The organism is Kaistia algarum (assembly GCF_026343945.1).
Taxonomy (GTDB): Bacteria; Pseudomonadota; Alphaproteobacteria; order Rhizobiales; family Kaistiaceae; genus Kaistia; species Kaistia algarum.
The window spans coordinates 122,055-145,729 of sequence record NZ_JAPKNJ010000005.1 but is presented as its reverse complement, the minus strand read 5'-3'; the positions used below and the strand labels follow the sequence as shown (position 1 = coordinate 145,729).

At 62.3% G+C, this 23,675-nt stretch carries 16 protein-coding genes and 1 pseudogene; 11 read left to right on the top strand and 6 right to left on the bottom strand.

Annotated elements, in window-relative coordinates:
- Positions 1 to 11: 11 nt before the first annotated feature.
- A complete protein-coding gene (locus tag OSH05_RS24665; RefSeq protein ID WP_104220251.1) occupies positions 12 to 839 on the top strand; it encodes a hypothetical protein in 828 nt (275 codons plus the stop codon).
- A gap of 94 nt (positions 840 to 933) precedes the next feature.
- On the opposite strand, the gene OSH05_RS25245 is transcribed toward OSH05_RS24665, so the two are convergent.
- Positions 934 to 1,233, bottom strand: a complete 300-nt coding sequence (locus OSH05_RS25245) for a dTMP kinase (RefSeq protein ID WP_407660483.1) — start codon at positions 1,231 to 1,233, stop codon at positions 934 to 936.
- Between the two features lie 223 nt (positions 1,234 to 1,456).
- Positions 1,457 to 2,113 (bottom strand): AAA family ATPase, encoded by a 657-nt coding sequence (locus OSH05_RS24660; protein WP_266353091.1) that lies wholly within the window; start codon positions 2,111 to 2,113, stop codon positions 1,457 to 1,459.
- 1,890 nt (positions 2,114 to 4,003) lie between these two features.
- Here OSH05_RS24660 and OSH05_RS24655 point away from each other — a divergent pair.
- The 4 genes from OSH05_RS24655 (at position 4,004) to OSH05_RS24640 (ending at position 11,932) form a co-directional block, all read left to right on the top strand.
- A complete protein-coding gene (locus OSH05_RS24655; RefSeq protein WP_133163132.1) occupies positions 4,004 to 9,790 on the top strand; it encodes an autotransporter outer membrane beta-barrel domain-containing protein in 5,787 nt (1,928 codons plus the stop codon).
- A gap of 280 nt (positions 9,791 to 10,070) precedes the next feature.
- Complete coding sequence (locus OSH05_RS24650; RefSeq protein ID WP_104220247.1) at positions 10,071 to 10,616, top strand: GNAT family N-acetyltransferase; 546 nt, start codon at positions 10,071 to 10,073, stop codon at positions 10,614 to 10,616.
- Positions 10,617 to 10,724: 108 nt separating this feature from the next.
- Complete coding sequence (locus tag OSH05_RS24645; RefSeq protein ID WP_104220246.1) at positions 10,725 to 10,925, top strand: hypothetical protein; 201 nt, start codon at positions 10,725 to 10,727, stop codon at positions 10,923 to 10,925.
- Positions 10,926 to 11,116: 191 nt separating this feature from the next.
- Entirely contained in the window at positions 11,117 to 11,932 is an 816-nt protein-coding gene (locus tag OSH05_RS24640; RefSeq protein ID WP_104220245.1) for a glutathione S-transferase family protein, read from the top strand.
- 567 nt (positions 11,933 to 12,499) lie between these two features.
- Here OSH05_RS24640 and OSH05_RS24635 read toward each other — a convergent pair.
- Positions 12,500 to 13,894, bottom strand: coding sequence for an FAD-binding oxidoreductase (locus tag OSH05_RS24635; RefSeq protein WP_104220244.1), 1,395 nt, complete (start codon positions 13,892 to 13,894; stop codon positions 12,500 to 12,502).
- 324 nt (positions 13,895 to 14,218) lie between these two features.
- Positions 14,219 to 14,710 carry a nucleoside deaminase gene (locus OSH05_RS24630; RefSeq protein ID WP_104220243.1) on the bottom strand — a complete coding sequence of 164 codons (492 nt, stop codon included), beginning with the start codon at positions 14,708 to 14,710 and terminating at the stop codon, positions 14,219 to 14,221.
- Between the two features lie 867 nt (positions 14,711 to 15,577).
- Here OSH05_RS24630 and OSH05_RS24625 point away from each other — a divergent pair.
- Both OSH05_RS24625 and OSH05_RS24620 read left to right on the top strand, forming a co-directional pair.
- The gene (locus OSH05_RS24625; RefSeq protein ID WP_104220242.1) at positions 15,578 to 16,327 is read left to right on the top strand and encodes a helix-turn-helix transcriptional regulator; all 750 of its coding nucleotides are present in this window, start codon (positions 15,578 to 15,580) and stop codon (positions 16,325 to 16,327) included.
- A 313-nt stretch (positions 16,328 to 16,640) separates the two neighbouring features.
- Complete coding sequence (locus OSH05_RS24620) at positions 16,641 to 17,621, top strand: antibiotic biosynthesis monooxygenase (RefSeq protein ID WP_104220241.1); 981 nt, start codon at positions 16,641 to 16,643, stop codon at positions 17,619 to 17,621.
- A gap of 271 nt (positions 17,622 to 17,892) precedes the next feature.
- On the opposite strand, the gene OSH05_RS24615 is transcribed toward OSH05_RS24620, so the two are convergent.
- Positions 17,893 to 18,843 carry an AraC family transcriptional regulator gene (locus OSH05_RS24615; protein ID WP_266353080.1) on the bottom strand — a complete coding sequence of 317 codons (951 nt, stop codon included), beginning with the start codon at positions 18,841 to 18,843 and terminating at the stop codon, positions 17,893 to 17,895.
- Between the two features lie 384 nt (positions 18,844 to 19,227).
- On the opposite strand from OSH05_RS24615, the gene OSH05_RS24610 reads away from it, so the two are divergent.
- The 4 genes from OSH05_RS24610 to OSH05_RS24595 all read left to right on the top strand — a co-directional run bounded on the left by OSH05_RS24610 (position 19,228) and on the right by OSH05_RS24595 (position 22,239).
- Complete coding sequence (locus OSH05_RS24610; protein WP_123058911.1) at positions 19,228 to 20,409, top strand: BKACE family enzyme; 1,182 nt, start codon at positions 19,228 to 19,230, stop codon at positions 20,407 to 20,409.
- 58 nt (positions 20,410 to 20,467) lie between these two features.
- The gene (locus OSH05_RS24605) at positions 20,468 to 20,857 is read left to right on the top strand and encodes a VOC family protein (protein WP_104220239.1); all 390 of its coding nucleotides are present in this window, start codon (positions 20,468 to 20,470) and stop codon (positions 20,855 to 20,857) included.
- Positions 20,858 to 20,959: 102 nt separating this feature from the next.
- Positions 20,960 to 21,697, top strand: coding sequence for a carboxymuconolactone decarboxylase family protein (locus tag OSH05_RS24600; protein WP_165801652.1), 738 nt, complete (start codon positions 20,960 to 20,962; stop codon positions 21,695 to 21,697).
- On the top strand, positions 21,694 to 22,239 hold the full coding sequence (locus OSH05_RS24595; RefSeq protein ID WP_104220237.1) for a hypothetical protein: 546 nt from the start codon (positions 21,694 to 21,696) through the stop codon (positions 22,237 to 22,239). Before OSH05_RS24600 ends, OSH05_RS24595 begins: the two co-directional genes overlap by 4 nt.
- Positions 22,240 to 23,210: 971 nt before the next feature.
- Here OSH05_RS24595 and OSH05_RS24585 read toward each other — a convergent pair.
- Positions 23,211 to 23,661 (bottom strand): annotated as a pseudogene (locus tag OSH05_RS24585) (MucR family transcriptional regulator).
- Positions 23,662 to 23,675 lie beyond the last annotated feature (14 nt).

Sequence of the window (23,675 nt, the reverse complement as noted above, 5' to 3'; positions counted from 1 at the left end):
GGGAGCCCGCGATGCCCATAAAGAGCCGTGATGCCGCCGCCGTCCTTGCCGTCGCGCTGGTCGTCGTGACGGGGTTTGCCGGCACGGCGTTCGCCGATACGCCGACGCCGCCCGCCTCGGCCTGGATCACGATGGGGAGCGCCGAATTCTACGCCGTCTCGTTCAAGGCGCTGACGCTGCTCTTCGTCATGGCGGTGCTGATCGAATCCGCCCTGGCGGTCATCTTCAACTGGCGGCTCTTCCTCGAACTCTTCTATGGCCGCGGCGTCAGGACGCTGGTGATGATCGCCGTCTCGGCGCTAGCCGTCTGGGCGTTCAACATCGACGTCGTGCAGTCCATGCTCGGCCAGTACGGCCTCGTCTCGGGCGAGGGCGGCGGACCGCTGTCGCATTTCCTGACGGCGCTGATCCTCGCCGGCGGCAGCGCCGGCGTCTATCGCATCCTCGTCGCGCTCGGCTACCGGCAGGCGCCGAGCGAAGCCGAAATCCGGCCGAAGCCGAAGAAGGAAAATGCCTGGATCTCGGTCAAGGTGCAGCGCCGCAGCGCGGTCGGCCAGGTCTATGTGCGCGTCACGGAGGCGGGACCTGTGACGGACGCGAGTCCGCCGCAGCTTGCCGGCATCGTCGCGCCGCGCGGCTTCTGGGCCATCCTCGGCTCGGTCTTCCTGCTCGACCGCAACCGCTTCCCGCTGGCCGGCGGCTACGAAGTCGAAGTGGCCAAGGAGTACCGCATCGAGGTGACGGGCCGCGACGCGGCGGGCGCGATCGTCGCCTCCGATATCGACGGCACCTACCGCTTCGCGCCGGGCGCGATCCTCGATTTCACCGCCCGGCTCTAGAGCATCGAGCCTTTCGTTCGTGTCGAGGTCATCCAGGTAAGCGGGCGGAGTAAATGAAGGCCGAACTTCAAATCTCCGTGGAGGCGTCGGTGTCTCAGAGGGGCTGGTACGCGGCGGCCGATATCGCGGACCTGTTCTGCAGGAGGACAAAGCCGGGGGTCGAACGAACGAACGAGAGCGCAGGCTTGATCTTGCGTTGTGCATGGTCGCGCCGCTCACTGGTGAAGAGCTCCCGTTGCAGGACAACGTCGGCCGGAAAGTTCGCGAGCGCGGTCCGGAGCGCGCGACCTTGGTGGCCATAACTGGTTTCGTGGAGGACGATGGGCGTAATCCCCTCACGGTCGAGGGCGGCCGCGAGGCGAAGCAGTTGGGTGTCCTTACCGGATCCATCGATGCCCTCGAACGCGACGTAGCCGATCTCATCGATACCAATTCGGGTAGGTTGCCGCCTTTGTCTTCCGACTGCTGCGCGTCGATGATCTCGATCGCGGCCTCCTTCAACTCCTTCTGCGACCTGCCTTGGATCGGCCGGACCTTTCGCAGGGTCTCCTCAACGATGCTGAATTTGAGGCTTCCGCCGGGGGGCACCTGCTTGACCACCGCCGCGCGTACGGCCGTTAGCAGCGCGGCCACGTTCTCGGGGGCTCGCCGACAAGGTTGGTCATACGTAGGGTGTTTTCGTTCAGCTTGAGCAAGTATTGCTCCAGCCTCTCGCACGTCGGATGCTCCACCGTGATAGTGAAGTCGAAACGCCCGGCGCGCTTGATCGCGCTGTCGATCTTCTTCTCGTGGTTCGTCGCAAGGAAGATGAGGCACCGGTTCTTGTCGTGCAGATCCTGAAGGCGTGGCAGCATCGCCGAGGTCGTGAACGCCGCAGTGGTCCGGCTCTTATTAGACTCGGATGCGCGGAGGCCGAGCCAGCGGGGTCGGCGCCATCGCCGGCGTTCCGGGTCCTCGTGCCGCCCTCCTGCTTCTTCGGGGCCGGGCGTGGCTGCGGCCGGTGGCGTATCGTCCTTGCCGCGGGACAGGAAGAACTCTTCGAACTCATCGAAGAAGATGACACAGCCTCGCAGATGGTTGGGGAGTCCGAACACGTGGTTCGCGCGCGCCTCCATCCGGTCGAATCCCTCCTTGAAGATGGACGAGGCGGGAACCGCGACCATCGGCCAGCGAGCGAGGCGGGCGATCTCCTTGACGAGGGAGGTCTTCCGGGTCCCGGAGGCTGCCCGGCATGAGCCCGGCGCAACGGTCCCGCTGCGGCTGCTCGCTGGGATTTTTGAGGATCGGCGTCAGGATCTTGTTCGCAAGTCCCGCGCTGATGCCTGCGTTGAGCGCGGGGTCGGTCCAGTTGCTCTCGATCTCCCTTTGCAGGTCGTCGGCGGATGGGAGAGACGCGGCCCATCAGTGGGGCGGCAGGTGGGGCACACGCGGCGCCCCTGTTAACGCGTCCACCGACGCAACGGCGAGCTCGCCGTATCGTCGATGAGGTAGTCCGGCTGACGGCCTCCTATTTGACCCGGCTGCTCCGGCTGGCCTTCCTGGCGCCTGAGATCATTACCGCGGTGCTTGATGGCAGGCAGCCCCTCGAACTCAGCGCGAACAAGCTGATGGCCGATACCCGGCTTCCCATAGACCGGGCGGGACAGCGCCAGACGCTTGGGTTCCGGTAGCGGGTCGCTGACCGTGTAGCGAAACGGCCAGCGGCGCCGATTGCATCGTGCCAACGCGGCTGGCCGTCAGCCGGTCCAGCCGTAGCTCCAGCCACAAACATTCCACCGCCTCCCGCAATTGCCACAGCCTTGGCTGTTACTCAGGCTGCAGCGATGCCGTTGGTAGCGATGCGAAGCCAATAGTCATCGAAGGCGTCGGGCTGGCGTGCTTTGTCTCCTCCTGCCGCGCTCAGCCACACTGGCAAGCGCGCAGTCTGCGAACGCCCAGTCCCGGCCGGTCCTGGCTTCGGTACTGCCGAAAGCCGGCAGGGAGACGCGGCAGAGAAAGCGGCCCGAATTCGGCGATGAGGCTGCCGCAAGCCGCGGAAATGACGGGTGGAATCACGCCGTCAAAAGTAAAAAAGAATAATAATATCCATGAGTTAGTTAGTGGCGGTGGACGCAGTCTGCTGTAAACCTGTCTCTGCCTGCATTCCCGGTTCGGAGCAGAAACGCCAGAGAGGGTCTGTCTCTCGACTCGGATGGGCACTCCCGCTAGAAAATGACGCGATCTCCGTGGGTTACCCGAAATCCTCTGTTGAATTGATGGGCCAATTTTGCGGTTCTGGAGCGGCGTTCGCAGTCGCTATCAGGGAAAATCGATTGTCGTTTGGTGGGATTGCATTGTCGTTAGCCGGGATCGGACTGCACACTTGCGGGATCCGCTTGCGTGATTCCGGGATCGGATTGTCGGTTGTCGGTTCGGCATTGTCGTTATGCGGTGCCGCCTTGCCGCTAAGCGGGCATGGATTGCTGCTTTGCGGGATCGGATTGTCGAATTCGAAAAGGGCTTACCGGCAACGATCACGATGCCACAAACAAGCGTTCTATCGAGGATGGGCAGCTGGTTGCGAGCTGGGCTTCGCGACGGTAGCTTCAAAGGATGATGCGCTAGGCGGTCGTATCTGACCAATATCAACCTCTGGCAGGGGCGCCTCGTCGGCATGCGGCTATGGGTAGACGATTCGAAGCTTCTTGAGCCGACCCGGCGAGTATAAGTCCGGCTGGCCGGTGGCGCGGTCGATCTGGTTAGCCGGCGTTTCGCGAGGATGGATGATGTCTCGGCTTCCAATTCGTGCCTTGGCAGCCCGAGTTGGAGAACAAGATCGGCCGACACCTCTCCGGCGCCTCTCGCGACGGTGGCGGTCGATTGAAGCACTGGCTGCAGAGGAGGGCCGAACTCCAGATCCGGGGGGCCTTGCGGCAACGGCGCTTCCAGATCGGCCGGCGGCGCGCGAAGGAATCGATCTCCGGGAGTCCCTTTCGCCTACTTAGCCGTTCACTGAAGCATGCTGGATACCACGACCGATGCCGTTTGGCAGATTGGTTCGGTTCTCGGGGTGCTGGCACGCCTCGCTTGACCTTCGATATCCTGTTCCCAATAGTCAGCTTGGTACGAGGCCGTCGCAACGCCGCTAGGTTTCGTTTGAGTACCTTTTTGTGTGCGGGGGCACGATGATCTCTTACGTTCGGCAGGGTCGAAACCGCTCGATCGTTTTGGGCGTCGCGCGGCTTCTTGCGGCGACCGCCTTCATCGCTCCGTCGGCAGCGCTCGCCCAGGTCCAGACCGGCACATGCTTCGCGCAGGCCCTCCCTTCTGGCGGCTTCGCCTTCTCAGGTAGCTGTCAGGCGAGTTCGTCAAGCCTGATCGGGCTTACCGGTACAGGGGCCACCGGCCCCAATGGCTCGGGCGCCGATCTGTTCTATAGCGCGACCGATGGCGGTCCGGGTGCGACCGGCCCCGCGTTCACGTTCGACCTGCTGTCTGGTTCGCAGCTTCTTCAGCAAGCTAGTGCCGGTAACGGTCTCTATTTCAGCACCACCGGCGGCACGGGCGGCATCGGCGGCCATGACGCAGTTGCCCGCCATGCCGGCGACGGCGGCAGTGGCGGTGATGGCGGCGTCATCATCATCGATATCAGTGCCACGAGCGCGGTCAGCACCACGGGCGACAATTCCGACGCCATCTATGCGATCAGCAGCGGCGGGACAGGCGGCCAGGGTGGAGCGGATGTCGATGGCGGTCTCGGCGATGGCAATGGCGGACCGGGTGGCAATGGCGGCGATATCACGGTCGACAACGACGGCACGCTGAGCACCGCTGGGGTCTACAGCTCCGCCATTTTCGCCCATAGCGATGGCGGAACGGGCGGTGCGGGGGCTCCCGCCCAGAGCTTCTTCGGCAACGGCGGTTCGGGCGGCGTCGGCGGCAATTCGGGGGCCGATGTCACCGCAAGAAATGCCGGCACGGCGAGCACCAGCGGCGACAACGCTACCGCCATCGTGCTGCAGAGCGTCGGCGGCAATGGCGGCGACGGCGGCGGCGGACAGGGGGCGTTCTATTCGCAGGGCGGAAATGGCGGCAGCGGCGGCAATGGCGAAGACATCCAGTTCGCCAACAGGGGTACCATCCAAACCCAGGGCGACTATGCCGATGCGGTGAACGCCTATTCGATCGGTGGAGGCGGCGGCCATGGCGGTTCGGCCGTCACTGCCGGCGGTCTCGTCGGCGTCGCCATCGGCGGCTCTGGCGGCGGCGGCGGCGATTCCGGTTCGGTCGCCCTCGATAATTTCGGAACCATCATCGCGGCGGGCACCAATGCCAAGGGCATGGTCGGATCTTCAATCGGCGGCGGCGGCGGCGATGCCAACGCAGTCACCAATGTCACCTATGGCCCGGGCGCAGCCTGGAACTTCTCCTTTGGCGGCAGCGGCGGCATGGGCGGCACGGGCGGTGCCGTGGTGGTCGACAACCACCGCGGCGGCACAATCGTCACCGGCGCCCCGACCAGCAATGCGCCGCAAGATCCAGGCAATGTGCCCATTCCCGGCGACCATGCCAGCGGCATCCTCGCCCAATCGCTCGGCGGCGGCGGCGGCCATGGCGCGCAGACGGTCAGCGTCTCCGCGTCGGCCGGCTATGCCTCTTTCGCGCTCGGTGTCGCGCTCGGCGGCACCGGAGGAGCGGGAGGCAGCGGCGGAACGGTCAGTGTCACGTCGGATGGGTCGATCACCACCCATGCGCGCCTTGCCGACGGCATTCTGGCGCAATCGATCGGTGGCGGCGGCGGCAAGGGCGGCACCTCCATCAATGTGGACGCCTCGGTCGGCGAATATGCCGGCAATCTGTCGATTGTACTCGGCGGCAATGGCGGCAACGGAGGCAATGGCGATGCCGTCTCGGTGGATCTCGGCGGGGCCATCAGCACCTATTCCAGCCAGTCGCGCGGCATCTTCGCGCAATCGATCGGCGGCGGGGGTGGCAGTGGCGGCAACATCATCAATGTCGACGCCGCGGTCGGCAGCAACGCCGCCAATCTGAGCGTTTCCCTGGGCGGTACGGGCGGCGGTGGCGGATATGGCAGCTCGGTCTCGGTGACGACCGACGCGGGCAGCACCATAGCCACACTCGGCCATTATTCGGACGGCATTCTCGCCCAGTCGATCGGCGGCGGCGGCGGTGGCGGCGGATCGGTCAACAGCTACGCCATCTCCGCGATCAACGGCAGCGGGCTTGCTGCCAGTGCGGGCGTCGGTGTCGGCGGCTTGGGCGGCAGCGGCGGCGCCGGCGGCGATGTCACCGTCTCGCATGGCGGAGCGATCACCACGGCGGGCGACTTTGCGACCGGCCTGTTCGCGCAGTCGGTCGGCGGAGGCGGTGGTGTTGGCGGATCGGTATTCGAACTGTCGATCGCGGCGTCGCTCGACGCCCAGAACGCCCAAGGCAATGCCTTGGGCGGTCGAGATATCGCCGCATCCATAGCCGTCGGCGGCGCGGGTGGCGCCGGCAATGTCGGCGGCGACGTTACCGTCAGTCTCCAGTCCGGCTCCTCGATCGTGACGACGGGCGAGAGCGCCGCCGGCATCATTGCCCAATCCATCGGCGGCGGCGGTGGCGCGGGCGGCATCGCCCATAGTTTCGCGGTCTCAACTCCCGTACCGACGAGTCCGCAGCGTTTGGCCGACCTGTTGAAGCAGTGGAGGGCGATGGCGGAAAAGATCTTTTCGAGTCAAACGTCAGATGGTCCCGCCGGGCAGTACCAGAGCGGCCTTCAGGCCACGATCAGCGTCGGCGGCAATGGCGGCGATGCCGGCATCGGAGGCAACGTCATCGTCAACCTGGCCTCAAACGCATCTATCCAGACCAGCGGCAGCAGCTCCCATGGTGTTTACGCCCTATCCATCGGCGGCGGCGGCGGCATTGGCGGCATGGCCAACAGCGATGGCTTTGCCGGCTTCGGCGAATTTGGACTGGCGCTCAGCCTCGGCGGCAATGGCGGCAATGACAATGATGGTGGCAGCGTCGATGTCGTCGGCAGCGGGCCCGATGGGACGACCGCCGGGATCGTGACCGCCGGCCAGCTATCTCATGGCATAGCCGCTCAGTCGGTCGGAGGAGGTGGTGGTAGCAGCGCGAGCGGCGGCACCGGTTCCACCTCGGATCACAGCATTCCCGGCCTCAGCCGGCAGACGGTCAGCATGGCCATAGGCGGCAATGCCGGCGCACAGGGCGACGGCGGCTCTGTCCGTGTGATCGACGCCCCGAACATCGTCACGTCGGGCGGCGGCTCGGATGCCATCTTCGCCCAGTCGGTCGGTGGCGGCGGCGGATTGGGAGGCGCCGGCTCGGCGACCGGGCTGATCGACATCAGCCTGGGCGGCAAAGGCGGAGCGGGCGGCAATGGCTCGACCGTTCGGATCAAGGGCGATTCCATCCTTTCGACTTCCGGGTCGGCATCCGCCGGCATCTTCGCCCAGTCGGTGGGCGGCGGCGGTGGAGCAGCCGGCATTTCCAACGCCACGTTGTTCGGCCTGCAAGCCGGGTTCGACTTGAGGAATGGCGGCATCGCCGGAAACGGTGGCCAAGGCGGCAATGTGGATGTGACGTGGAATGGCCGCATTCAGACCACCGGCGCGGTGTCGATCGGCATTTTCGCGCAGTCCATCGGCGGTGGCGGCGGCGCGGTCGCGGCCAATGACCTGACGATCGTCGGCGGCGCTGTTCCGTTCTACTCCCTTCCGGGCGGTGGCGTCGGCAATGGCGGCACCGTCACGGTCGGCGACCTGGCCAACGACCCGCTCCGCCTGTCGACCTCCGGGGACGGCGCGCATGGCATCGTGGCGCAGTCCATTGGTGGGGGGGGCGTGGGGCTCTTCGCCGACCAACCCACGGAGTTGTTCGATGTCATCTGGACGGCGGGTGGCACGCCCAACGGAATGGGCGGCTCCGTTATCGTGACGCTGAACGGCAGTGTGGCGACATCCGGCGCGAATGCCTATGGCATTGTGGCGCAGAGCCTGACCAACGCCACGGTGCTGTTTGGCACCGACGGTATCGAGATTGTTCAGGAGCCCACACCCTCGGCACAAGGGGCGGTGCAGGTGATACTGCAGGGCTCGGTGACCACCCAGGGCGTCGGCGCGCACGGCATCGCCACCTATATGAACACGACCCAGGCCGGCAATCCGGTCGTGCAGGCGACCGGCACGGTCAATGTGTCCGGTGCGGGAGCCTGGGGCATCTATACCACCAATGGACAGGACGGCTTCGGCGCGCCCTCCACCGAAGCATTCACAACCGACATCAGCATCCAGGCGGGCGGCACGATCAATGCCACCGGCGCAGCCGCCGGCGCAATCAACATGGCCGACTGGAACGGCGAAGCCACGGCCGATATCTGGGGAGCGCTCAACGCACCGGACGCGGTCGCGCTTCAGAGCAATGCCGCCGGCCTGCTGAACGTCCATTCGGGCGGTGTGGTCCTTGGCGACATCGTCGCCACCGGCGGGGACTTCATCCTTCTCAATGAAGGCTCGATCACCGGCTCGGTGTCCGGCGTCTCGACCTATGCGATTGGCGGCGGCTCACATTTCCTGCGCTTCGATCCGACCGCCACGCTGGGCAGCGACTCGATCGCCGTCCAACAATTGGAAGTTCCCTCTAACAGCATCCATCCCGTTCTGATCGCGCTGCCCAATGGCAATGTGACGGCGACGCAGATCATCGAGACCCATGGCGGGGCGGACCTGACCCCGGTGCCTGCGGATCAAGTGGGGAGTTTCGGGCTTTCCAGCGGCACCATCGCGACGCAGTACGACTATGACTTCACCCTGTCGACCGCGACGATCGCCGACGTGTCGATCGACTTCACGCGTGGCGGGTTCTCCGGCAATACCCAGCAATTGGCGAGCGCGGCCAATAATCAGCTTCTCGGCTGGGCCGCCGATGCGCCCACTTCGCCCTCCGCGCTCTATACGCTGCTCCTCAACGCGTCCAACGCGACGACCAGCGCTGAGCTCTCGCAATATCTGCAGAATCTCGACGCTACCGCCAGCTATGCCGCGGTACAACAAAGCGCGATGGCGGCCAGCGCGGCGCATACGACCATGCAGAGCTGCGGCAATCCGGTCGGGCTCTATTCGCTGATCGACCAGAGCCCGTGCAACTGGGGCAAGGCGACTTACGCCGTGACCACGCTCCGCGACGGCGACCAGCGCGACACCACCACCGGTATCAGTATCGGCCGGCAGGACGAGGCGAGCGACAATGTCTATGTCGGCGGCAGCTTCGCCTATGACTGGACCAGCTTCGACGGCGTCGGCAGTTCGAGCGATGGCAACCGCGTCAGCCTCGGCGCCATCGCCAAATATGTGGAAGGGCCGGTCTACGCCTCTGCGTCGGTGGTGGGCAGCTATGGCTGGGCGGACGGGTCGCGCTATTCCAGCCTCTCATGGGTGAATGGCGTCGCCACCGCCGACCAGGAAACCTGGGCACTGACCGGCCGCCTGCGCGCCGGCTATGTGTTCGATGTCGGCGCGGTGGAACTGATGCCGCTGGTGGATTTCGACGTCCAGGGCATCTTTGATCAGGGCTATACCGAACAGGGCCTCGACGACTTGGCCCTTCAGGTCTCGAACTCGAATAATGTGCTGTTCGACCTGCGGCCGGCGCTGCGCATCGGCGGCACCACGAAAGTAAACGACGCCTACATCACCAACCATGTCGAGATTGGTGCCCTGTTCGCACTGAACGAAGGTTCCGTCGACGTTTCGCTGCCAAACGGGCCGAACCCGACAGCCAGCGTGCCGCTGGCGCTGGAACGCGACGACGTGATGGCGACCATCGCCCTCGGCAGCTCGATCGACTGGGGCGCCTATGAACTGCGCCTGCAGTACGAGGGTGCGCTGGGCGACACGACGGTCAGCCAGGCCGGCAGCGTCAAGTTCGCCATCAAGTTCTAGGTCTGTACCCAACTGTGTTGAAATGTCAGTTGTGATTCAAGCTTCTGAGGAAGCTTGAACTAAGACGTTTGGACACTTATTCGCCCCGCAATTTCATGACGGCACATCTCGGTTTTTCTGCAATTCAAGGAGAAGAGCGCAACTTTTCCTGCGAATCTTCTCGCGCCGCCGCCCCATGAGCCGTCTCGGAATGCTCGATCTCATCGATATATTTGACGCGCAGGAGCATGCGCCCCTCGGGCGTCTGGCGCCGTAGCCGAAATGCTGACAAGATCAGCGAATGAGCATCATCCCGACGAGCCGTACCGCGCCAGATCTTGAGACGGAGCGTCTTCGCCTCCGCGGCTTAAGAGCGTCCGACCTCGATTCTTTCCAGCAGATGTATAGTGATCCGCTCGTCTATCGTCTCCTGACGGGCAAGCCGCTATCTCGCGAAGATGCGTGGGCGCGCATGCTGCGCCTCGTGGGACTTTGGGAGCTGTCTGGCTATGGCTATTGGGCCTTGGAGGACAAGATCACGGGCGCCCTGGCAGGAATCGCCGGATATGCCGAGTTCCACCGCACGATCGAGCCCAAAATTGTGTGCAAGCCAGAATTCGGCTGGGCCCTCGCAAGTCCTTTCCATGGCAGGAAGCTCTCGACGGAAGCGGTCGCGGCGATTCAGGCATGGGGTGACGAAGAGATCGATGCCGACGAGACGTCATGCGTCATCGCCACGACAAACGCCCCTTCGATCCACCTCGCTCACAAGATCGGCTTCAGAACCGTGGCCGAAGGTCCCTACAACGATGTTCAGCATATGGTGCTGCTGCGCCAGCGGCCCTGAACGCCAGCGGCGCGCTCGGTTTCTTCGGATCGCCAGGCCGCCTGGTCAGAAGGCGCCGTTCAATCATTCGGCCCCATCCTCAAGCGCCACTCTTACTTCAGCGCCTCATTGATCAAGTTCGCCAAGCGTGCCCTGAACCGTCCCCGGTATGACTATACCATTTCTCACGACGCTCTGGACCGGATGTTTGAAGTTTGGCAGTTCGATGCCCCTCTGAAGGTCTACAGCCACGTCACCCCGGCGAGTGGTCCGGTGGTCGAAGAAACCCAGATCACCGATGAACTGGGCCGGCTGACACGCATCCAGTGACGTGCCCCCGCTTTCTCGGACCGATCTGAGCTGGAATTTTCCATTTATGATCCCGAAACCGGGACGAGGAATTCCATGAAGACGTCGAAGTGTGAATAAGCGCTCAACCGGGACCCCACACCGGATGGCCCCAACGCACTGAGAATAATTGAGAAATTCTATTTCTACTGGGGTCTCAATCGGCGCCGATCATGACACCGAGTGTATTCAAAATTGATGATCAAAATCAGATCGTTAATTCGATTCAAGCCGATGTCTCTGTTCCGCGCCTGTTCACACCCAACTTGAGCGTCTTTCAAATCCAGCAAGCCATCGTTGGCAGCTCAGTACAGATTGAAACAGGTAAGATGCGGTTTTCGGAGGAAATGATGCATTACACACTTCATGCTGCGCCAGGATCTTGCTCTTTTGCACCTCACATCGTCATGGAGGAGATTGGAACGCCCTATTCGCTGGCGTTAATGTCGCCAGGCCATCCCGAAGCCAAGACCGCCGAATTTCACCTCTTAAACCCGAAAGGGCGAATCCCTGTTCTCATTGCCGAGAATTTCACCCTCACTGAAGCGCCGGCAATCTTATTTCACCTGGGCCTGACAAATCCAAACGCGCGGCTCCTTGGAGCGGATGCAGAAAACATCGTTCGTTCCATCGAATGGTTTAACTGGCTATCGAGTGCGGTTCACGCGGTGGCCGTCCGAATGATCTGGCGCGCCGACTTCTTCTTACCGGATCAATCGATGTACGAACCCTTGATTCAAAAAGGAAAGGAGCACTTGGCTTCCGCGTTTGCGCTTATAGAATCCAAGTTGATGGACCGAGATTGGGCCGTAGGAGAGTCCTATTCAATCGTTGATCCGTATTTGCTCGTATTCTACAGGTGGGGAAATCGTATGGCCGTTGACATGCGAAATACCTACCCCGCTTGGACCTCTCATGCACATCGGTTGGAGGAGCGGGCGGCTGTGCAACGAGCGTTAGCGCAAGAGGGAATATCCCTCTGGGAGTAGCTGTCGCGTTGCAAAAATCCAATAATTCTAACTTTGACTGAATGAAACGTGAACAATGACCGTGGGGTTATCAAATGGCGGTCAAAACAGACTCCCGATTGGAGTAGGCCTCTTGGAGTGGACGGACTGAGCTTTTGCAATTGACCATGGGCTAGGCTTTCAGAGGATGAGAGCGCGTGTCACGCCATCGACTCGAGGCATGGCGTTCAAGCGCCAGATCGCAAAGGAATTCATCCGGGAGGCGACGCTGCATGCCCTAGCGAATTGTCTGTGAACAAGCGTTCAAGCGGGACCCCGCACCAGATGACTTCAACGCATTGAGAGTGCTTCATAAATTCTATGTCTGCCCGGGTCTAGATCGGCGCCGATCGTGACCCCAGGTGTAATCCGAATTTATGCTGAAAATCAGAGAGTTAGGTCAATATGGGCCGTCACCTCAATTCGGCGCCTATTCACACGCAGCGCACGCAGCCCGATATAGTTTGGCGGGGCGACCTAAAGAAGGAAGCACCCTCGCTGGTGCAGTTTTTGGATCGTCGGGCGCGGCGACACCACGCACCGCCCCACCTATTGGCTCGCGAAGCCGTCGAAATAGTCGAAGAATACACGGTCAGGATCGTATTTTTGCCTGAGGTCGCATAGCTTTCGCCACTTCTCCGCCGTGAAGGCCTGTACGACGTTGTCCGGCCGCGCCGCCGTGTCGGACTCGCCGAGATAATAACCGAGATTGTACGGCCGCAGGGCTGTGATCATCTCCTGGTGCCATTCGGTGTTTGCGGCATCGTCCTTGGCATCCCACCACATGGTCCATGGACCGCCATAGACCTTGGAATGCATGGAAAGGGCCATGTCCTTCTGCTGGGCCGGGACATTTGGGCCGCAGAAGATGGTGAACAGGAGCACCGTGGTGGGCGAGGGTGTCCTCGGCAAGAGGGGCAGGACAGCCCGCATCATCTCGCCAGGGTTGTGGTTGGAGAAGGTTGCCTCCACGCGGGCGCGGACGCCTTCCGGCCAGAGGACCCCGGAGCTATCGAAGAGCTGCTCGAAATCGAGCGGCGTTCCGAACGAACTTGAAAGCGGCCTGACCGGCGATTGCTCCAAAGGCTGCAGTGCGGCGCTGGCGGCCTCGGGCGTGTTTTCGAATACCGTGGCCGTAACCATGCAGATCCAACCATTCTGCCCGGCCGCCTGCTCTTGCAACTTCGGTGGAGCCTGGACGATGAATTGGCTCAGCTCGACACTGGGTGAGATCTTCGGTGCCGCGTCTCCGAGCCATCTGCCGATGGCCGGTGCGTCCTCCAGGCGGTAATAATATACACTGCCCTGAATGGCCTTCGGCAGCGTATAGAGCTTGAGATAATACTTTGTGACGACGCCGAAAAAGCCCGAGCCAGCGCCGCGTGCAGCCCAGAAATAGTCCGGGTTCTCGGTTTCGCTCGCCTTGATCAGTTCGCCCTGCGCGGTAACCAGCTCGATAGCCTCCAGGCTCTCCGCGCCCGAGCCCCAGACCGTGGGGTTCCAAGCCATGCCGCCGCCGAGGAAATAGCCACTGGCCTTCACCTGCGGGCAATGGCCGGTCGGAAAAGCAAGTCCCACAGCGTTCAAGGTATTCTGCACATCGCGGTTGCTGATGATCGGCTGGATGACCGCCCTGCGATTCTCCGCATCAATGGAAATGACCTTTGTGAAGTTCTGGATATCGATCAGCAGGCCGCCGTTCCGCAGCGTGGGCTGACACCAATTGTGGCCGCCCCCGCGCACGACGACCTTCAGCTTGTTCGCGCGGGCAAACTTCACCGCCGCGATGATGTCTTCCTCATCCGCCGCCTTCACCACGATCTGGGGTGCGCGGTCGGGGACAAGCTTGTTCCAGAGGTCCCCGTGGATCGCTTCCTGAAAGCCCGGATCACCGATCGCGACGACCGTGCCTTTGCACATCTTCTTCAAGCTATCGATGTTCATGTCTCGGCTCTGCGATCCTGATTCAACGACTGAGATCTGCTGCCGACACTCCGAAAAGCGCGGCCGGCGGCAATGAGCGTATAATGGCGGCTGGGACAGGAGACCGGCGTCTTTTCCGGCAATTTGGCGCCGTCCTATGCCTGAGCACGGGCGTCCCTATTTTCTCCGCCCAGCGTTCGGATGAGGCGCTTGACCGGCCTGCGACGCAGGCCGGACGTGCGGATATTCCCTAGTCCTAAGCGGGGCGACGGATCCCTACGGATCCGTCGCCAAGCTCACGAATGACCGGAGCGATCGCTAGCTCCACCTGCTTTCCAGCACCGATCAATAGCGGGCGCCGTCAGGCAACGCGCGGAACTCGTCCCACACGGCGTTGGCTTCTGCGCGGCAAAGCTCTTCGGGCTTGAGGGCGCGATCATGGAACGGCTGCTCAAGGTCCCGGTAGATGACGCTATCATCGAAGATATCGGCGTAGTCGTCGCACTCGGCAGCGTAGAAAACCTTGGAAACACGCGCCCAATATGAGGCCGAGTAGCACATCGGGCAGCACATGCAGCTCGTATATAGAATGGCACCCGAGAGATCATGTGTCCCGAGATTCTTGCTCGCCTCGCGGATCGCGACGACTTCGGCATGGGCGGTCGGATCATGCTCGGCGATCACTCGGTTTCCTTCGGCCGCGACGATTTCGCCATTCAGAAAGATGACGCATCCGAACGGCCCGCCGGTCTTATCGACGACGCCCGCCTGACGCATCTTGTCGATCGCTTTGAGCATGTTGGCCCGATGCTGCTCTTTCGTAAGTTCGACTGTCATTTGCGTTCCCCACTTTGGTTCCGGTTGGATTGAAACGGCCTGCTCTCGTCAGGGCGCCTTGAGAATCACTTCAGAAGAGCTGCGGCCTCGAATGTCAGGATGGACGCAGGCGCGGTGCGACCCTCGAACGCCACGGCGAGGCATCGCCGCCCCCGGAACGGTTGCCGCCCAGCGTCTTTGACGAAACGACCCGGCGACACGTACCTTGCGAGGACGATGCGGGCGGGCACCGCAACCCGCTCCGGCGAACAGACCCGGGAAAGTCTCAGCGGAGACAAGCAGGCGTGCCGCGAAGCTCATATGTCTGCGTACAGAATATGTGCGTGGCCTTGCATCGGAAACGGCGCTCCTTGAGGGGCTGAAGGTTCTCGCGAGACTATCGGCCTCATGGCGGATAACTCGATCCGTCTAGCAGACCTTCCACGATCCCGCCTATTCCCTCATTTGGGGGATAGGTTCGCAACTCCGCCGCGAAGCGATCACCTCCAAAGGCAGCGCCACAATCCCGCATGGATCCGCTCTCGCTCCGAGAGGGCGCGATCTGCTCCAGCACCTTGAAAGCGCGAACAAATTCAGAGAGATGATCTCCGGCGGCCGAAAAGAGCGTCAACCGGTTTCGCCAAGCGGCCAAGGCGCGCGCGGGGCGCATCGGCGCAGGTTCAAGCCTCTATTCCCTCGGCGATTTTCCTGGCCGGAGATTGACCCGCCAGCTATTCTTTCATAGTTTTCCCTTGCTGAAATTCCTGCTCATTGGGGGCCTTTGGCGGGAATCTAACCAGTATTCGCGCTTCCATGATCTCGGCGTAGCATGACTAACGACCTGACATCTATGCCAGCCGATCCTGCTGCCGCCTCTTAGAATCGGATGTGCGCGACATCGTCCGATTGCTTGGCGATGTCATCGTCTCGCAGCGCGATTTCGCCGGCGTGAAGCGTCAGCTCGTGGAAGGTATCTGCCAACTCATCAAGGCCGATGCCTGGACCTGGAGTCTCGGCTGCGCCGTTGAACCCGGCGAGATGCCCGTCTATCTCGGCATGGCGCATGGCGGCCTCGACGAGGCGCGCTACGCCCGGCTGATCCTGGCGGCCGGCCACCCCGACATGGCATGGACGTCAGCAAAGCTCCTGGGTGAAATGCGCCAAAAAGCGTCCCACGTCACGCGTACTCGGCAGCAGGTCGTCGACGAATCGACCTTCGTCGCGTCCGGCGTCGGCGCCTATCTGCGCGATGCAGATATCGGGCCTTTCATTTTCTCGCTCCGCCCCATCGATAATCGGGCCGTCAGCACGATCTGCATCTTTCGGCGGGGAAACGATCAGCCCTTCTCCGAGCGGGAATCGCGCATGGCACACATCCTGCTCAGTGAGCTTCCCTGGCTGCACGAACAGGGGTGGCCGACGGACCGAGGCGCCACGGTGCCGCGCCTGTCTCCGCGGCTCCGGCTTGTGCTCAATCTTCTGCTCGACGGTCACACGCGCAAGGAGATGGCCATCAGCCTGTCCCTGTCCGAATATACTATCGCGCAATACCAGAAGACCATCTACAGCCATTTCGGCGTCAATTCCCACATGACCCTGGTGAAGCGCTTTCAAATGGGAGATGGCGGGGACCGATAGCCTCTGCCGGCTCGCATCTCCAGTGTCGTCGACGGGACGCGACGCATATCCCCCAAGTGAGGGATATGCGGCATTGCCGTCGGCCTGCTAGACGGTTCCGGGTGCCGTGGAGGCGCGTTTTCACAATGATCTCCAAGGGAAGCATCGCCGTTCGTCTATGTCCTGTCGTCCGTCCCGGCTAGGGGGCGCGGCGGAGGCCACGTGCCATCCGCGCAGGATCATTGTGAGGCGACGGCCGTTCTGCCGGCGAGACCAGGGTGACGGGCACGCGCCGCCATACCCCTGGAAAATAGTAGCTGAGCGGATCACGTATATGAGCTTGAAGAGCCAAGTGCCCGACCAGCCGGTCGCTCTCGTCATCCAACAACGCATTGCCGACGAGGGCTACGCCGCGTTTACGCACTGGACGGGCGGCGTCGCGGAAGCGCTCAAACTTTGGCCCGGTTTCCTGGGCCTCGAGGTGGTTGCGCCACGGCCGCCCGCCCAGCTGGACTGGGTTCAGATCATCGAGTTCGCGACGCCCGCCGCGGCGAGAGGCTGGCTGCATAGCGACGTACGCGCCCGGCTCGTCGAGGATATCCAACGCTTTGCCGCCGGACCTGAGGACGTCCACCTCCTGCCAGAGGCTGGCGGCCACCGTGCGGAAGCGGTCTCCGCCGTCATCTCCTTCAATGTGCCGCCGGACGAGGAGGTAGAGTTCCTCGCCTGGCAGGCGAGTATCCAGGCGGCGGAGGCGGAGTTCAGGGGGTTCCTGCGCCACAAGATCGAACGACCGATCCCCGGCCTGCATGACGACTGGGTCATCGTTCTGTCATTCGACACCGATGCGAACCTGAGCGCCTGGATGGACTCGCCGCAGCGCGAAGCCCTCCTGCAGGTAGGCCGACAGTTCAACACCGGCCTTGCGGTGAAGCGCGCCAGCTACGGATTCAATTTCTGGTTCCCCGCGGGCCAACCCGCTGATCAGACACCATCATTCATCTTCAAGAGCAATCTCATCGTGCTTCTGGTGCTCTATCCGGTCGTCTTCCTCTGGGGCTATTTCATCAGCAAACCATTCATTGACGTCCACGGCGTGCCGTTCTGGCTGTCACTCTTCATCGGCAATGTCGCGAGTACCCAGTTCCTCGGCTGGTGGATCGCTCCGGCAGCCTTCAAAAGGCTCGAATGGTGGCTCCAGCCCGATCCCGGCTTGCGAAGGAACCTTCTAGGCTACTGCCTGCTCGCCGTGCTCTATGGCCTCTCCATGGCCCTCTATGCCGGCCTCATTGCCTGGAACTGGGGCCATGGCTAAGGCCGACTTCTTCTGCAAACTCAGAGATTTCAAACGCATCGCCATGCGCGCCGACAAAACCGACCACAAACCCTCAGCATGTGATCAAGCGCCCAAGCAAGGCCCCGTACCAGATGACTTCAACTAATTGAGAATACTTCATAAATTCTATGTTTGCCGTGTCTCGATCGGCGCCGATCACAACCCCGAGTGCATTCAAAAGTTATGATGAAAGTTAGATAGTTAGGTCGATTCAAGCCGAGGCCTCCATGACGCGCCTATCCACACCGATCTAGAAGTTGCCAGCCCGCCATGCGCGCGGCGATTGCCCGGTCATGCGCCTGAAAGCGTTGCTGAAAGCACTCGTATCTGCATAGCCGAGCGCTGCACCGATCGCCGTGATGCTGAGGCGGGTGCCGGTCATCAGACGCTTAGCGACGTCAATCTGAGTCTGTTTCAGCAGCGCGCGAAAGCTCGTTCCCTCGGCCTGCAGGGCGCGCTCCAGAACACGTGGATGCATCGCCAGGGCATTGGCAACAGAAGCCAGCCGGTCGTCCATGAAGAGGACTCGCGGCCTCAGCAAGCGGACGACCTGATCCGAAATGTTCGGGAGATCGACCGCCCAATAGTCGCGGACCTGCGTTTCAAGGGCGCGCCGCTTCGCAGGGTCGGCGCGAACAACCGGCAGGGCCAGAGTCGCCCTGGAGAACACAAGCGCCGACTGATCGGCATCGAATGTCACCGGCGCACGAAAGAATTGGCGATAAGGCTGTGGGTCGGCGGGTGCTTTCCGCGACAGCAGCACCTCGTCGGGGCGAGCGCCGCAAAGTTCCTTCGCCATGCTCAGGCCGACGGCAAGGGCGCCGACCTGAAAATGGTCCACTGAAGCGCCGGTATTTTCGTAGATCGAATAGCCGAGCCAGGCCGAGTCATCGCGCGCGACGAGATAGGGCACGCCGCCGCGGACATAGCGGTGATGGTTCTCGCAAATATCGAGCAGCGCGCGGCCCAACGTCGGCGCATTCCTCATGAGCGCGCCGACGGCACCGATGCTGCGCGTGTCGCTTCCTTCTCTCGCGGCGACGAGCAGGCCGATGTGATCGCAACCCGTCCGTTCGGCGGCGATCCTGGCAAGCAGACATGCGGCACGAAACGGAATCTGGCTCTCCTGGTCGGCCAGCAGCGCAAGATCGATCCCCGCCTCGGCCGCCACTTCGGCCGGATCGACGCCGAGGTCACGCACGACCTCTGGCAGCGCGCTCATCGCGCCGACACGCTGCCACCCTTGCGTCATTCAGCTATCCTCCCGCCCGCGGAAGTTTTCACGACAGTCGCAAAATCGCAAGTCGGCAACTCGAACTTACTTTAGACCGATGCCAGAACACGTCGAGCGGTGGGGGATCCAAAGGGCTCGACAGTCGAACAGGTCAGCGGCGCACACGTCGCAGATATTATCAAGCAAGTGGCAAGACCTCATTGCGTCGGAACGCGCGACTGTCGCGCGGCCGAAGACGATAAGCCATGCCTGCGAGATGTGCGTCTCTGGGGCTTTAGGGCCTGTGCCTGCCTGTCCGAACGTTCGCCTGTGAGCTGGGCAAATGTCCGGCCGTTCAGAAGCGAGGACACAATGTACTACACGGACGATTCCATACTGCCCGAGAACATGCAGCCGTTGATCATCACGGCGGCCCCGTTTGGACCCCAGTGGCTGCCGGGCGATGCCGACATCCCGCTCACATGGGACGAGCAGGTCCAAGTCGCCGTCGATTGTTACAACGCCGGCGCAACGATGCTGCACGTGCATGTTCGAGACCCTGCCACCGGCCAGGGCTCCACCAATTTCGACCAGTACAACTATTTTCTCGGCCGCCTCAGGGAAGCCGTACCGAAGATGATCCTGCAGGTCGGCGGCTCGATCTCGTTCGCGCCGCACACGGCGGAAGCCAAGGCAAAGTGGCTCGACTACGATACCCGCCACATGTTGACCGAACTCGATCCGAAGCCGGATTTCGTCACCATCGCCACCGGCACCACGCAGTGGGACGTGGTTTCGATGTTCGTGCCGGACGACATCAAGGGCACCCATCTCGACAACAATCCACAGGTGCAGGCCGCATGGTCGGGCATGTGGGTCGACGCCGGCCCTGCCTTCTATCTCGAGCACCTGAAGCGGCTCCGCGCCAATCGCATCCAACCCTATTTTGTGCCGGCACATGTCCATCAGCTCGAGATCATCGAGCGGCTGATCCGCGCCGGGGTCTATATGGGACCGATGAACCTTGCCATCGCCGGCTATGGCGGCGGCACGCTTGGCCGAAACCCGTATCATTGGATGGACTTCCTGCGCCAAGTTCCGCAGGGAGCCGTCTCGACCTTCTGGTCCAGTATGCGCGGTCTGATCTCTCTCTCCGCCATGGCTATCGTGCTTGGCCAGCATGTGCGCGTCGGCAACGAGGACAACATCTGGGGGCCTGACAAGAAGCGCCGCAGCTCTGTGCAGCAGATCGAGGGCGCCGTGCGCATTGCAGAGGAGTTCGGCCGCAAGGTCGCCAATTCCGACGAGGCGCGGGAAATCCTCAAGGTCGGAGTCTGGTACGACAGCGTCGAGGAGACGCTGCATCATCTCGGCTTGCCGCCGAACCGTCGCGATGGTGACAAGGGCTTCCTGGTCTTCGACACTGACGGGAAGAAGAATACCGCCAAGAATGGTGGCGACTCGCACCCCATGGCCTACTGCATGGTGCCGCCCGGCGCCGCCAAGATTGCCATGGAAGCGGCCGCTACGGCCAAGGCCAAGTTCCAGAGCTGATCATGTCACGGGGCGGCGCCGGCTGGCGCTGCCCCGCCCCAGAGTTCCGGAGACCATCATGGCGGGACGTCTCAGCAACTTCGAGATCTACGGCGATGAGCCGGAAAAACTGGCCGGGTTCTATAGCAGCTTGTTCGGCTGGCAGATCGACCGCGTCGAGGGCGTGGATTATTGGCGGATCAGTATCAACGCCGAGGCTACGGCGCCGACGACGGGCGGGATCGCCCGCCGGCCTTCTTTCGGGCAGCGCGGCTGGATGAACTTCGTCGAGGTCGATTCCGTCGACGAAACGGTCGAAGCGGCGGTCCGCGAAGGCGGATCGATCCTCAAGCGAAAGACCGCCGTACCGAAGACGGCCTGGCACGCCGTGATCGCGGATCCGGCCGGAAACACCTGTCTCGTCTGGCAGCCCGACCCGACGGCGTTCCCGATGCCTGAACCCGATTGACGCGCTCGGCTCCACGGAACGAAGGCCGGAACCGCCCAGCCTGAGACAGCGCTTCCTACGCCGGCGGATGACCTCGGCTGGATGGCACGAAGGACGACAAACATGGTGAAGTCCACCCCCATTGGTTCGAACGGGCCTTGGTCGACGACGGCCTATGCCATCCTGGAGGATTGGGACGCGGAATGGGCGGCCTTCTGCCGCGCCATGAGCACCAATGCCTGGACGGAGGGCGTGCTCTCGCCGCGCTTCGTCGAGCTGGTCGCGGTCGCGCTCTGCACGGCCTGCACCAATCTCGACCGTGCCGGAGCCCGCCAGCATATCCGCGCCGCGCTCCATGCCGGGGCGACGCGCGACGAGATCCTGACTATCATCAAGATGGGATCGGTCATGGCGATTCATAGCTGTAGCCTGGCGGCCCCGATCCTGCTCGAGGAAGCGGGATCTGAAGCTATCGCGGCTTCGGTCCGGCCTGCCGGGGAAACGCCGGCCTGCGACCGGATGAAGGCGATCGGTCAGTGGAATACGGCCTGGGAACCGTTCTTCCAGCTCGATCCGCACTGGACGGACGAGTTCATGGTAACCGGCGCCGGCATCTACGGCTCCTGCATATTCTCACCCAAGGAGACGGAGCTGCTCAGCATCGCCTTCGACGCCTCCTTCACCCACATGTATGCCCCCGGAACGCGGCGCCACATCAAGGGCGCGCTGGCAGCCGGTGCCAGCGTGGCCGAGATCATGGACGTGCTGAAAATCAGCGTCGGCTACGGCGTTTCGGCCTGCAATCTCGCAGTGCCGATCCTTGCCGAGGAGATCGACCTTCTCGAACGGAGCCGCCGATGAACAAGGACGATCGAGGCATAACTGAAGCCGGCAAGCCCCGCTCCCTCACGACGCGGCTGATCGGCGAATTCCGCCTGTTCATGGTGCTGTTCCTTTATCTCTGGGTGCTGTTCGGCCTCTTCGTGCTGAACCAGGACATCGCGCAGCGAGAACATGGCGATTCGATCGCGCTCCAGGGCTTCGCGATCCTGAACGCGCTCGTGCTTGGGAAGATCATGCTTGTCGCAGAGCATCTCGACTTCGCCCGGTGGCTTCGAAGAAAACCTGCCATCCTGTCTATTCTGTTCGAAGCGGCCTTCTGTAGCGCTCTTTTCCTCGGCTTTCACGTCATCGAACGAAGCATCACTATCCTGGTGCGGGGGACCGCCGCCTCGGAAAGTCCTTTCTCCTTTGGTGGTGGCGGCCCGCTCGGGCTCGCGATTGTCGTTGTCATCCTCTTCGTATCGCTGCTGCCTTTCTTCGCGTTCAAGAATGTCATGCGGGTCATCGGCGAGGAAAGAATGCGGCGCATCCTCTTCGACGGACCAGAGCACCGCGAATAACCACCGGCGTCCGCCACTGAACCGCGCGGGGTTTGTTGAAGGACCATCGCCCTGTGATTCGCGAATCACGACCTCTGGCTTCGCCGTTTTACGTCGCGCCGCCGCTCGGGAGCGGATGAACTCCGATCGATTTGGGATCGCTCGCCGTTCGAGACGTCTTAGAAAATCCCTTAAGCACCCCTTAGAAAGCCCTTAGGACCTCTTACAGAAGCGGATGATGCGCCGAAGCGGCGTGTCATTGTTTTCGCTTGTGCTTTTTGAGCGGGTTCTCATCCTGTTCCCATGCGGGGCAGCCGATCCGGCCGCCCGATATCACCAGGAAGGACGAGAATGAGAGCTTCCTACCCCTCGATCGAGGTAATGCCGATCACATCGCTGCGACCCTATTCGGGCAATGCACGAACGCATTCGCGGCGCCAGGTCCGGTAGATCGCCGACAGCATCCAGCGGTTCGGGTTCACGAACCCGGTGCTGATCAGCGATGACAACGAGATGGTCGCCGGTCATGGAAGGGTGCTGGCGGCGAAGGAGCTGTGCGCTACTCATGTTGTAGAATTGCGCAATCTCAGGGGCGCTCGGCGTGGACATTTCACCGAAGGTCTTTCTCGCTCTTTGCGCCGTAGTAATCGGCCTAATTTTAGTGCGAGCCTATTTTCGAGGATAGTCAGGGCGACGAGAGTCGGGAGGAGTCGCGAAGTGGAGGTTGTCCGCCCTTATGGCCGTCTTCGGGGCGCTGATCCATGCTCGTGACGTCTATGCAAACGAACCACCATTCACGGTTGGTGGCGCGATAGGCTTCATCATTTTGGGAGCGTTAATCCTTTCGGTCCCGACCTTTGCAGTCCTGTGGATAGCGGAGCGTCTTGCAACCCGAAGCAGGTCCTAAGGACTGCCAGTTGCTTCGCAAACTTGGTGTTACAAAGTTCGCGATTGAACACCGACGATGGGCCGGAAGGCAGCTTCCTTGAGTGTCATGCTCTCGGCTTCGCCGCACTTTTCCGCTTCTCCGGGGCGGCCGGCGCCACGGCCGCAGGCTTGCGGCCAAGGCCCAATCTCAGCGCCAACGCGGAGCGCTCCGCTGCATAGTTCGGCGCCACCATCGGGTAATCCGCCGGCAGGCCCCACTTCTCGCGATATTCTTCCGGCGACTGTCCGAAGCTCACGCGTAGGTGGCGCTTCAGCGACTTGAACTTCTTTCCATCCTCCAAGCAGACGATGTAGTCCGGGAACACCGACTTCCTCGGATTGACGGCGGGCTTAGCCTTCTCCGCTTGCGGCCTTCCCGCCGCGGCCCCGAGACGGGCGAGCGCCGTGAACCTGACCGACCAGCGCGCCGAGTGCGCCCGCTGAGACCGTATTGTTTGCAACATAGGCAGTCACGATCGAGGACGTGATCTCGGTCAAAGCTCGGTTCTCGGTCATCGATGCCTCTTGAG